Origin of the sequence: Alteromonas sp. Mac1 (assembly GCF_001562125.1) — a bacterium.
GTDB lineage: Bacteria > Pseudomonadota > Gammaproteobacteria > Enterobacterales > Alteromonadaceae > Alteromonas > Alteromonas stellipolaris.
This window is the reverse complement of sequence record NZ_CP013932.1, coordinates 1,894,086-1,906,340: the sequence shown is the minus strand read 5'-3', so window position 1 is coordinate 1,906,340 and position 12,255 is coordinate 1,894,086. Positions and strand designations below refer to the sequence as shown.

Annotated in this window: 10 protein-coding genes and 5 tRNA genes; all 15 read right to left on the bottom strand. The window is 43.6% G+C overall.

What is annotated here, in order from left to right:
* Positions 1 to 41 precede the first annotated feature (41 nt).
* The 15 genes from AV939_RS08060 to ispE all read right to left on the bottom strand — a co-directional run bounded on the left by AV939_RS08060 (position 42) and on the right by ispE (position 12,249).
* Positions 42 to 1,445, bottom strand: coding sequence for an alanine/glycine:cation symporter family protein (locus AV939_RS08060; protein ID WP_057792705.1), 1,404 nt, complete (start codon positions 1,443 to 1,445; stop codon positions 42 to 44).
* 306 nt (positions 1,446 to 1,751) lie between these two features.
* Positions 1,752 to 1,827: transfer RNA gene (locus tag AV939_RS08055), tRNA-Gln, on the bottom strand.
* A 41-nt stretch (positions 1,828 to 1,868) separates the two neighbouring features.
* Positions 1,869 to 1,944: transfer RNA gene (locus AV939_RS08050), tRNA-Gln, on the bottom strand.
* A 4-nt stretch (positions 1,945 to 1,948) separates the two neighbouring features.
* Positions 1,949 to 2,033 (bottom strand) — tRNA-Leu (locus AV939_RS08045).
* Between the two features lie 39 nt (positions 2,034 to 2,072).
* Positions 2,073 to 2,149 (bottom strand) — tRNA-Met (locus AV939_RS08040).
* A gap of 171 nt (positions 2,150 to 2,320) precedes the next feature.
* On the bottom strand, positions 2,321 to 3,283 hold the full coding sequence (locus AV939_RS08035) for a peptidylprolyl isomerase (RefSeq protein ID WP_231751179.1): 963 nt from the start codon (positions 3,281 to 3,283) through the stop codon (positions 2,321 to 2,323).
* Positions 3,284 to 3,463: 180 nt separating this feature from the next.
* Entirely contained in the window at positions 3,464 to 4,555 is a 1,092-nt protein-coding gene (gene ychF / locus AV939_RS08030; protein WP_057792703.1) for a redox-regulated ATPase YchF, read from the bottom strand.
* A 38-nt stretch (positions 4,556 to 4,593) separates the two neighbouring features.
* Positions 4,594 to 5,175, bottom strand: coding sequence for an aminoacyl-tRNA hydrolase (pth, locus tag AV939_RS08025; RefSeq protein WP_057792701.1), 582 nt, complete (start codon positions 5,173 to 5,175; stop codon positions 4,594 to 4,596).
* 5 nt (positions 5,176 to 5,180) lie between these two features.
* Entirely contained in the window at positions 5,181 to 5,813 is a 633-nt protein-coding gene (locus AV939_RS08020) for a 50S ribosomal protein L25/general stress protein Ctc (protein WP_057792698.1), read from the bottom strand.
* A 205-nt stretch (positions 5,814 to 6,018) separates the two neighbouring features.
* Complete coding sequence (ahr, locus tag AV939_RS08015) at positions 6,019 to 7,020, bottom strand: NADPH-dependent aldehyde reductase Ahr (RefSeq protein WP_057792697.1); 1,002 nt, start codon at positions 7,018 to 7,020, stop codon at positions 6,019 to 6,021.
* 106 nt (positions 7,021 to 7,126) lie between these two features.
* Positions 7,127 to 7,579, bottom strand: coding sequence for a hypothetical protein (locus tag AV939_RS08010; protein ID WP_057792695.1), 453 nt, complete (start codon positions 7,577 to 7,579; stop codon positions 7,127 to 7,129).
* 72 nt (positions 7,580 to 7,651) lie between these two features.
* On the bottom strand, positions 7,652 to 10,033 hold the full coding sequence (locus AV939_RS08005) for a putative bifunctional diguanylate cyclase/phosphodiesterase (protein WP_057792693.1): 2,382 nt from the start codon (positions 10,031 to 10,033) through the stop codon (positions 7,652 to 7,654).
* Between the two features lie 277 nt (positions 10,034 to 10,310).
* Positions 10,311 to 11,249 carry a ribose-phosphate pyrophosphokinase gene (locus tag AV939_RS08000; RefSeq protein ID WP_208806010.1) on the bottom strand — a complete coding sequence of 313 codons (939 nt, stop codon included), beginning with the start codon at positions 11,247 to 11,249 and terminating at the stop codon, positions 10,311 to 10,313.
* Between the two features lie 43 nt (positions 11,250 to 11,292).
* Positions 11,293 to 11,368, bottom strand: a tRNA-Gln gene (locus tag AV939_RS07995).
* A 5-nt stretch (positions 11,369 to 11,373) separates the two neighbouring features.
* Positions 11,374 to 12,249: a 4-(cytidine 5'-diphospho)-2-C-methyl-D-erythritol kinase gene (gene ispE, locus AV939_RS07990; protein WP_061997509.1), complete on the bottom strand. Its 876-nt coding sequence runs from the start codon at positions 12,247 to 12,249 to the stop codon at positions 11,374 to 11,376.
* Positions 12,250 to 12,255: the final 6 nt, after the last annotated feature.

Below are 12,255 nucleotides of genomic sequence, written 5' to 3'. Positions count from 1 at the left end.
AAAAGTTGCCACTGCTTTAGCTTTGTTTTTATCTGTAAGGCTTACCAGATACCGTCTTCAGATTTACCCTGAATTTCACAGTCTCCGGTTTTATATTCTACTTTTTCGCCACTATCCCGTTTAGCAAAGTAATCTTTGCTGATAGACACGATGGTAGGCGTCATCCACACAATGGCGGTGATATTGATAACGGTCATTAGTCCTAATGCCATATCGGCCATGGCCCATACTTGCGGCATAGCTGCTTGAGCACCCCAGTAAATCATACCCAAGTAACCTATTGTGTAGGCGGCTCGGCCAGCACGGTTATCAAGTTTGAACATGTGTAAGTTACTTTCGCCGTAGGCATAGTTAGCCACAACCGATGTGAAGGCGAATAAGCTAATAGCGGCGGCAACAAAGTCGGTGCCCCCTTCACCTAAATGGCTGCTCATTGCGTCTTGGGTTAATCTGATCCCTTCCATTTGGTCGGAGCTAGACCCGCCTGCAAGCAGAATAATAAACGCGGTAGAGGTACACAGCACCATAGTATCTAAAAACACGCCCAGCATTTGAATATAGCCTTGCGACACTGGGTGGTTAGGGTTTGGCACCGCACTGGCCGCAGCATGGGGCACAGAGCCACTTCCGGCTTCGTTTGAATATAATCCTCGTTGAATACCATTTTTAATGGCCGCACCTAATGCGCCAGCGCCTGCTTCTTGTAATCCGAATGCAGACTTAATGATATCCATCAGCATAGCAGGAAGTTCTGAGATGTTGATAAAGGTAATTCCTAATGCCACTAAAACATAACCAATACCCATAAAAGGCACAACAAATTCAGCAAACCTGGCAATACCCCGTAAGCCACCTATTACTATTAAAGAGGCTAGAGCAATAATGGCTATGCCCGTGTATTCGCTGGGGAATTGGTAAGCGTTGTTTAGCGCATCAGTGATAGTATTTGCTTGCACGGCACTAAACACAAATCCATAACCGAAGAAAAGGCACAAAGAAAAGGCGACTGCTAACCAGGTTTTATTTAAACCTTGTTTAATGTAATACGCAGGGCCGCCACGAAACTCACCGTTTTCGTCGCGTACTTTATAAAGCTGGCCAAGTACACTTTCTGCGAAGCCTGTGGCCATACCTAATATGGCAATCATCCACATCCAGAATATAGCGCCCGAGCCACCTAAAGAAATAGCCACCGCTACGCCAGCTAAATTACCCGTACCTACGCGTGCAGATAGACTGGTACATAATGCCTGAAAAGAACTAATACCTTCTTTCGAGGATTTATTGCTTCCTTTCAATAAGGAAAACATGTGACCAAAATGACGTAATTGAACACCACCTAATTTAACGGTAAACCAAATACCACACGCCAATAGCATTATAATTAATACTTGGCCGTTACCCCATAAGACGTTATTCACCGCCGAGACAAAGTCGTATATCACGCGTTTTCCTTTGTTTTTGTTGTGAGACTCGTAGAAATTCTAAAGAGGCTGTTATTCGCGTAAAGACGAATACCTTAAAAGGCTAATATCTAAATCTTGAGCACATTTAATCTAAAGCACTTCAATGGAAAGCACCTTAACAAAAGCACCGTAGAAGAAAGTATCTTGCAGGAAAGCGCTCAAAAGACACAGTAAGCAAATATAGTAGCATGTGGAAAAAAAGAGTGAAGAGGGAATAAGTAGTTAGATTACAACTTTATTGATGCAGAAAACAAAAAACCGGTCGAAGGACCGGTTTCTTATGTATGGCTGGGGTAGCAGGACTCGAACCTACGAATGGCGGGATCAAAACCCGCTGCCTTACCAACTTGGCTATACCCCAAGTGATAACCACGCAGCAAAAGCGCAATTACTAGGAAAAAATGGCTGGGGTAGCAGGACTCGAACCTACGAATGGCGGGATCAAAACCCGCTGCCTTACCAACTTGGCTATACCCCAACTGTGGTGCGGAAGGAGAGACTTGAACTCTCACGCCGTGAAGCACTGGAACCTAAATCCAGCGTGTCTACCAATTCCACCACTCCCGCACAGTCAGAACCTCTAGAGAAGTTAGATAAAAAGAAAATTGGTGGCTATGGCGAGATTCGAACTTGCGACCCCATCATTATGAGTGATGTGCTCTAACCAACTGAGCTACATAGCCTCCGGCTTTTCTTTTCCCTCTCAGGAAGTGGCGCGTATTATGCGGATATGACTGGCGACCGTCAACCCCTTTTTTACGAACTTTTTCTAAGTGGCTAATATCTGTGCGTTCAGGTCTAAAATCTAGTCAAAGTGCAGCGAATTTAATCAAATTTCGCCAATAAACCTAAACTTAATTCCATGGTGTTGATGAAGTTTTAGTCTGGTAATAGCAAACGTCTATCGGTCTTGGACTATAAATTTTATCATGAAAGAAAGAATTATCGAGTGTTTGCCCAGTTTTCATACGTTTTTGGTATTCGGGGTGGGATGGAAGCTGAATATAATACTGTTTACCTGACGTATCTTTGTTCCCAAGGGCACTATTTTTTATTTGGCTCTTATCTGAAGGTACTTCAATAACGCCGCTATTCTCTATTGGACCCCTTGGTAATTGCTGCAATACGTCCATTCCATCAAGCACACGCCCAATAACAGACATATTTCTATCTAAATGTCTTGGGGCTTGCCCAATCACAATATAAAACTCGGTACTGGCTGTGTCCTTTTCACTATTACGGGCAAAAGCGACAGTGCCAGGGCAGTGAAGCGCCCACATTTCATTGCGCGCCTTGTCCATTCCCACAGGAAAGCCATTTAGAAAACCTGTAGCAGGGGCGAACATGTCGTTTTCTTCAATTACTACAGCAGAAGCTGACAGAGGGGCAATAAACTCTGCTTGAAGATTACTTGTTTCTGGCGAGGGCTCATGGCTTTCATTACTCCCTCCTTGTGCTACAAAGCCATCTACCACGCGATAGAAGTACTCCTGTTGATAAAAGTCAGTTTTAATTAGCTTACGGAATCGTTTTACATGATGGGGGGCTAAAGCGGGATTAAGCGCGATGACTACATCACCATAGTGTGTTTCAAGCGTAACGGTATGTTTAGTGGGCACCTTGTACCATTTATTGGTGATGTCGGTATCCAACAAGAGTTTTTCTTTTATCTGAGTGGCCTCATGGCTTTTCTCATGATCTTCTGCGTGCGCGATTGATGAAACGCTGCTTAAACCTAAAAATGCCACACAAAGCGAAACTACCAGTGCTGAAATCTGTGAAGGTACTGAAAGTGAATGTAAGAGGTTTTTTATCATTTTATTGTAAGCCCTAATGAAAATCTTATTATAAGCACTGTTATGAGTGTCTTTTTATGTGTTTAAAATAACGACTCACTGGCTGGTAAATCAACAACTAATTTTACAGGCAAAAAAAACCACCCATAAGGGTGGTTCTTTGTACGTTAAAATAAGCGCTAGCCTAGGCTATATTGCTTATTACACGTTAAATCTAAAGTGAATAACATCGCCATCTTTAACAATGTATTCTTTACCTTCTAAGCGCCACTTACCGGCATCTTTCGCGCCTTGTTCACCGTTGAATTCAACAAAGTGATCGTAGCTGACGATTTCGGCACGAATAAAGCCTTTCTCGAAGTCTGTGTGAATCTTACCTGCTGCTTGTGGTGCAGTTGAGCCTTCAGGAAAGGTCCATGCACGTACTTCTTTAACACCTGCCGTGAAGTAGGTTTGAAGCGTAAGCAAGTTATAGCCAGCACGAATAACACGGTTAAGACCTGGCTCTTCAAGCCCCATGTCTTGCATGAATTCTTCACGCTCGTCATCTTCAAGCTCAGCAATATCAGACTCGATAGCCGCACATACTGCAACAACTACGGCATTTTCGCCTTCAGCGATAGCGCGTACTTTGTCTAAGTATGGGTTATTTTCGAAACCGTCTTCGTCAACGTTTGCAATGTACATGGTTGGCTTAAGGGTAAGCATATTCATGTAGCTGATTGCAGCGTGCTCTTCTTTAGTCAGTTCTAAAGAACGAAGTAATAAACCTTCATCTAAGTGAGGCTTAATCTTTTCTAATACTTTAAGCTCATACTTAGCATCAGAATCGCCACCTTTAGCGCGTTTAGCAACACGGTGTAGGGCTTTTTCTGTGGTTTCTAAGTCTGAAAGCGCAAGCTCGGTATTAATAATATCAATATCGTCTTGTGGGTTAACTTTACCTGCAACGTGAACAATGTTTTCGTTATCGAAACAGCGAACCACGTGGCCAATCGCATCGGTTTCTCGGATGTTAGCTAGGAATTTATTGCCTAAACCTTCACCTTTTGAAGCGCCTTCAACCAAACCTGCAATATCAACGAATTCCATCGTCGTTGGAATAACACGCTGAGGGTTTACAATTTCAGCCAGTTTGTCCAAGCGAAGATCCGGTACAGGTACAACGCCTGTGTTGGGCTCTATGGTACAAAAAGGGAAGTTTGCCGCTTCAATACCTGCTTTTGTCAGTGCATTAAAGAGTGTTGATTTACCTACGTTTGGTAGTCCAACAATACCGCATTTAAAACCCATGATAGGGATCCTTGTCTGGAATTAGTGCTAGCTTAGGCTCACGCCTTAAAGGAGTGTAGCCGATTTTGCGCTTGCTTAAGGTCGTTCTTAAGGAGTATTTCAGTACAACGCACAGCTTCGTCAATAGCACTTTCTATGGCCATTTTTTCGTCAGCGGGTGGCTTACCTAATACATGTCCGGTAACACGGCTTTTGTGACCCGGATGTCCAATACCAATACGCAAGCGTAAGAAGTCTTTATTGTTACCCAATTTTGCCACAATATCTCTAATACCATTTTGACTAGAGCTACCGCCTACTTTGTATTTTGCTACACCAGGAGGTAAGTCAAGTTCATCAAAGGCCACTAAAATTTGTTCGGGTTCAATACGGTAGAAATTGGCTAATGCCGCTACTGCTTGGCCGCTTTTATTCATAAAAGTGGTGGGGTAGAGCAAACGCACATCTTGACCAGCAATTGTAACGCGGGCTGTTTTACCGAAGAATTTGGATTCTGGTTTTAGCGGGGTATTGAAGGTGTCGGCAAGTTGGTTTAGAAACCATTCACCGGCATTGTGTCGGGTATTATCATATTCGGGGCCTGGATTTCCCAGGCCCACGATAAGTCGGATATCAGCCAAGCTGATTATTCCTCAGAAGCTGCTTCTTCGTCGCCTTCTTCTGCTTCAGCTGCTTTAGGAGCAGGCTTAACAGTTACTACTGCAAGGTCATGCGTCTCGTCGTCTTTTCCAAGCTCAACAGACGTGATACCAGCAGGTAGCGTAAGGTCAGACAAGTGAAGAGTAGAATCCATTTCAACGTTAGCAATATCTACTTCGATGAATTCTGGAAGATCTTTAGGCAGACACGTAATTTCGATTTCGTTTACGTGGTGCTCAGCGATACCGCCAGCTTTGATTGCTGCAGACTTGTCTTCGTTGATGAAGTGAAGAGGTACGTTAGTGTGTAACTCTTGACCTGCGATTACGCGCTGGAAGTCAACGTGAAGAATACGAGGCTTGAAAGCGTGACGTTGCATGTCTTTAACAAGTACTTCAACAGCTTTTCCGTCTACGTTCAAAGTAAGAACGTGAGAGTAGAACGCTTCAAAATCAGCGGCGTTGTTTACTTTGTTGTGCTCAAGAGTAATCGACACTGGTGCTTCTTCACCACCGTAGATGATACCAGGAAGCTTGTCTTCACGACGTAGGCGGCGGCTCGCACCTTTCCCTAGGTCTGTACGTACAGTAGCGTCCAGAGTAAAAATTGCTTTAGACATTATATGTCTCCAATAAAAAATTAAGAATGTAAGTTCTTGCGACCAGAACCTACGTTATAGGGCGTTGCAGTTACAATTTGTAAGCAACAATCGCCGCCTCAAATTTTGAGGGCGGCGAATTCTAACACCGAGACCTATAACATACAAATTTTACTTGGCATATGTTTATGTATTGGTGAGGCTTTACTTAGCAGTAAAGTACAGCCTATTTGGTTAACACCACACGATAGTGAGCTTTACCATCACGAAGCCGTTGTACTGCTTCGTTAACTTCATCGAATTTAAACGTTTCGGTAACAGGAGCAATATCATGCAGTGCCGCAAAATCCAGCATGGTTTTAATGGTTGCTGGGCTACCTACCGGAGAACCTGAAACCGAGCGCTGGCCTCCAATAAGGTTAAACGCGCCTATATCTAATGGCTCTAAGGTTGCGCCAACAAAGTGTAAACGGCCTTTAGGCGCTAATGTCGATAGGTATAAGTTCCAATCAAGCTTCACATTCACGGTAGAAATAATAAGGTCAAACTTACCTGCAGCGGCTTTGAGTTCCTCTTCATCACGGCTATTTAAGGTTTCATGAGCACCAAGCTCTAACGCTTCTTTTTTCTTCGACTCACTGGACGTGAAAGCAACAACCTTACACCCCCAGGCATTTAAAAACTGCAATGCTAAGTGACCTAAGCCGCCAATCCCTACCACGCCAACCACGGAAGTGGGCTTGATATCAAATTGAATGAGAGGATTAAATACTGTGATGCCGCCACAAAATAATGGCCCAGCACTTTGAGGGTCTACGCCGTCAGGAATAGGAACTACTGCTGTGGCTTGAGCACGAACTTTATCGGCAAAACCACCGTGGCGGCCACCAATAGTCATAGTGGCATTAGAACATAAATTTTGATCGCCAGATTCACAGGTACCGCAGCTATTACAATAGCCAGCATGCCATCCTAGGCCCACTCGTTGACCTACTTTTAACGAGGTAACGTGATCGCCTATCGCACTTATTTTTCCTACTACTTCATGGCCTGGAACGAAAGGGTACTCACTTATACCCCATTCATTATCCAACATGCTTAAGTCACTATGACAAATACCGCAGCTCTCTACGTCTATCTCAACATCATGAGAGGCTAATTCGCCAGGATCATATTCAAACTTTTCCAGTTTTCCGCCTGGCTCTTTTGCTGCGTATGCATTAATCATTTGTTACTCCTACTATTAACAGTGGTGTTTGTACGGCGTAGTTAGCCGTAATCGATCACCGTTCCCTGTTTCAAGCCCAGCAAAGCAACACTTAGTCGAAGTATGCTTAGTGAGAAGATGCGTTTCCTATCACTCTGCTAGCGTCGAGTATTTCAACACTTTTAACCTGCAACACGGTGCCGTATTGTGTGATAGTCATGACGTCAGGCATAGGCATACCGGTAACCTTCACGATCAGGCCATTTCTATGAAATTTCTTATCCAGTTTTCGAAGTGTGTAGCGCTCGCCGTTTTCTGCGATAAAGGCATAGAAGCCACCTTCCATTTCTTTGTACACAATAGTGCCGGTTAGGGTAACTTCACTAGGTGCATCGGAAGCACTAAGACGTTTTTGTTCTGCGGTTTTAGCAATCAAATCATTAGATGGCTTTTTAGAGTCTTTTTCAGTCATAGTCATGTCTTTTTTAATATCAGCATTGGGCTCGTCGTCAGAGCACGCTGATACTGTTAATAGCAAAGCTAAACCAGTGAAGATAGATAGTGAACGAGTAAATTTCATTTGTTTTCCTTTTTATAACTTCCCGTATTTACCCATGAAGGTAATCCGAAAAGGAGATGAATGGAAGACCCGTTAACTATTGTTTTGTTCAATATTATGTGGCCAATCGATGATCAATTGCTTAGCTTGATCGGCAGTCATGGGGCGTCCATAGAAATAGCCCTGGGCATTTTCAAAACCAAGCTCGTGGAGGAGAGTACCCACTTCTTGAGTTTCCACGCCTTCAGCAATGGTTTCTAGGTTCAACACTTGGGCTAACTGAAGTATTGCACTTAATATAGACTTAGCATCAGATTTGCCATCGCTATTAGTATGATTTGATGCAGCAATAACAAAACTTCGGTCTACTTTAAGCTTGTCGAAAGGAAAGCGCTGAAGATATGACAATGAAGAGTAACCTGTACCAAAATCATCGAGCGCTATTTTAACCCCCTGTTGACGGAGTTCATTTAATAAATTGATGGTATTATCGCCATCGCACATCAAAGATGACTCGGTAAGTTCTAGTTCCAAGCGAGATGCCGGTAACTCTGTGTTTTCCAGTGTTGACGCTACCGTCAGGAGCATATTTGAACGCTCTATTTGAACTGGCGACACGTTAACCGCAATTTGTAACGGTGCACTCCAAGTCATTGCATCTTTACAGGCCTGATTTAGCACCCACTTCCCAAGAGGGATTATCATCCCGTTTTCTTCAATTAAATGAATAAACTCGATAGGTGACACTATGCCTCTTTCAGGGTGATGCCATCGCACTAGGGCTTCAAACCCGATTAAAGCATTGTCGCTGAATCGTATTTGAGGTTGATATAACACAACAAAGTCATGGTTAGCGAAGCTTTTTCGAAAGTCATTAAGTAATGCCAGTCTGAGCATGGCATATTCATCAAGTTTGGGATCATAAAAGCACAGTCTATTTTTACCACTAGCCTTTGCTGAGTACAACGCCATGTCACTAGCACGCTGAAGTGATACGGGTGACGCGCCATCCATAGGCGCATTAGCTACACCAATGCTAGCCCCTAAATTAAAAGAATGCTCTTGGTGAAGCCAAGGAATAGCTAGTGATTCGTGAATCTTTTCGCCAAAAAGTGTGGCCTGTAAAGGGGATATACAGTGTGGGAATACCCACGCAAACTCATCGCCACCTAATCTTACTAACAAAACGTCATCGGGAGTTAGTTTTTGGAAGCGAGAGGCCACCTCCTTTAAAAGTTCATCTCCGGCTAAATGTCCCAATGTGTCATTAACCGCTTTAAAATTGTCTATATCCAGCGTTAAAAGTGTAATGTTACAACTTAGTTCTGCTCCTTCAATGAAGCAATTCGAAAGGGTATGGCCAAACGCATGGCGATTCGCAAGCCCTGTTAACGAATCGACATTCGCTAAGTGCGTCATTTCTTGTTCTCTTAATAACGCTTCGGTTACATCCGTGCCTACTCCGCGCCAGCCTATTACTTCGCCATTATTGTTATTAAGTGGCTGCGCAGTTAAAGACCACCATCTTGTACTACTGCTATTTTGAATTGCAATATTTTGGAAAGTGAAAGGTTCATTTGACTCAAACTTTGTTCCCAATTGAGTCAGTTGTGTCTCACTTCCTGAAGGAGATATTTCACGAAGCAAACTCACAAAGTGACGACCCGAAAGGTGAGTAATGTCTTTACCAAATACGCTTTCCATTCGTGAGGAAACATGTCTAAGGCAACCAAGCGTATCTATTTCCCACAGCCAATCACTGGCATTTTCTTCAAAATCTTTTAGTAATAAGCCCACCACTTGTCGTTGTTGCTCTATGGCAGTTTCGGCAACTAAACCTAAAACAAACCGTTTCGACGTTACCATGGCTGCACATGACAAGTAGGCCCAGTAAACTACCAGCAAGGATGAGAGGAATAGGTATTCAGTGCCGTAATTTATGTAAAAACCGATAGAGGTCCCTAGTGTAAGACCCAATATCCAAAGCAGCGAGGCGGCTGGTAGTGAGGCAAACTGCCAAGCTCCAGTGGAAATGAAACCTGCACCTATCGCTACTAATACGAGTTGGCCTGAGAAATCTAGGGCGCCTATTAAGGCTACGATCATTTGCGCATAGAGTAGGGCAGCTAACCCTAGCATTAGCGCTAAAATGAGGACGACTCGTTTAGCGCCGCTATTACCAATGTTGCTATGTAAGAGAAGATACCAAGCAATAAGATCTCCACAGGCAATGATGATGAGCGTACCCGCCCACGTCATTAAAAAATCATGGTTAATATTATTTCTTGCGAAAGCAACACACAAAAACACCACAAAACAGGTCGCTATACTGGCGAGGGGTAATTGCCGAGCAATGGAATCAATTTGGCGTGCACGATAGTGACGAGCTATGTCTGATGGCGCATCAGGATCGCCCCAATACTGCCTTAACCAATATAAGAATACAGGTAACTTAAATATATGTTTACCTATCACTCATTCTACTCCTTTAGAAAGCTGGTTTCACTCGACAGAGTTCAATCACGATAATTATTTAGTTTTTATCTTTTATTTTACCGAACGAATAGTGAGCTATATTGCTTGCTCCGTCTATTATTCTTAATGTTAAGTATTGAGGGAAATATAGGGAGGCATTATTAAGATTCGAGCCAAAAAAAAAGGCCCATAGGCCCTTTTTCGAGAAGTGAATTGACGCCGCGTTTTAACACTACGGCGAAAATTTAAGTTGAGTGCTTGCGACTATGACTAGAGGCTAGTACTCAAACATAGCTGAAATAGACTCTTCGTTGCTGATACGACGAATCGTTTCAGCGAGCATTTCAGACAAGGTAAGTTGTTTCACTTTTCCAATCTTCTGCATATCTGCACTAAGCGGAATAGAATCGGTAATGATAATTTCATCGATGACTGATTCTTTTAGGTTTTGTGCTGCGTTACCAGAGAAAATCGCGTGAGTGGCGTAAGCATAAACATTACGTGCACCATGGCTTTTCAATGCTTCAGCGGCTTTAGCCAATGTACCGCCAGTATCAATCATGTCATCCACAATAATACAGTCGCGGTCATTAACGTCACCGATGATGTTCATTACCTGAGCAACGTTCGCTTTAGGGCGGCGTTTGTCGATAATGGCAAGGTCAGCGTCGTTAAGTAGCTTAGCAGTAGCACGAGCTCGAACAACACCACCAATATCTGGAGATACCACAACCGGATCGGCGAAATCACGTTGAACCATATCGGCCAACAAGATAGGCGTTCCGAACGCGTTATCTACAGGTACATCGAAGAAACCTTGAATCTGCTCGGCGTGCAAGTCGATAGTAAGTACTCTATCTACACCAACGTTAGAAAGAAAGTCTGCGACAACCTTTGCAGTAATTGGTACCCGGGCTGAACGAACGCGACGGTCTTGACGCGCATAACCAAAGTATGGAATTACCGCAGTAATACGACCTGCTGATGCACGGCGCAAAGCGTCGATCATCACGATCAATTCCATTAGGTTGTCATTTGTGGGGGCACAGGTTGATTGGATAATAAAAACGTCCGAACCACGGACGTTTTCATGAATTTCTACGCTAATTTCACCATCACTGAAACGGCCTACTTTGGCGTTTCCGAGTTTGGTGTAAAGGCGATCGGCGACTTTCTGGGCAAGTTCTGGTACGGCATTACCTGCAAAGAGCTTCATATCTGGCACAAGTGGGTTCCTCAGTGCGTTGATAAAAGAGGTTTGGCTGGGGTAGCAGGACTCGAACCTACGAATGGCGGGATCAAAACCCGCTGCCTTACCAACTTGGCTATACCCCAATTTTTTATTTCTTGTCCGATGTGGCGTACACGTGCTCTGATTTTTTTAATTTTTGTAATAGCGGTGAGCGATTCACACCTTTTGCAACAAAACTTTGCCAAGTATCGGGCAATTGAGCCTGAACTTTTACGGCTGAAACTTCGTCAGAAAAGGTGGCAAATACGCAGGCACCTGTGCCCGTCATTCGCGACGGTGCGTAGTGTACCAACCACTGTAATAAATTTGCAACTTCGGGATAGCGATTAACGACTAATTGCTGACAATCATTGCGAGTTTCTTCAAATTGATAGTCTTCCCACTGCATAATTGGTGTATTTCTGGTCAATTGTTCAGCTGTAAATACTTCGGCGGTACTAATATGCACATTGGGGTTTGCCACCAGATACCACTTTTCTTCTTGCGGGGCAGGGGTAATTTCTTCACCTACGCCTGATGCGAAAGCAGTAAGACCGCGAACAAATATAGGTACATCTGCACCTAATTTAAGCCCTAGCTCAGCAAGTTCGTCTTCAGATAACTTTACGCCCCATAAATGATTCAGTGCAACTAGGGTGGTGGCAGCATTCGATGAACCGCCCCCAATACCGCCGCCCATGGGCAAACATTTTTCTAAACTAATGCTAACACCTTTATGAATATGAGTATGTTTAGCCAGCAGCTTAGCGGCACGCACAATAAGGTTATCTTCATCTTTTACCCCTTGTAGAGGGGTAGCCATAGAAATTACACCTGAATCATTAATGTCAAAAGCTAGCTTGTCGCCGTAATCAAGCATTTGAAATAAGCTTTGCAATTGGTGATAGCCATTAGGGTAACGACCGTTAATATGCAGAAAAAGATTAAGTTTGGCAGGGGAAGGCCACCAATCTAAGTTTGTCATGTTAGG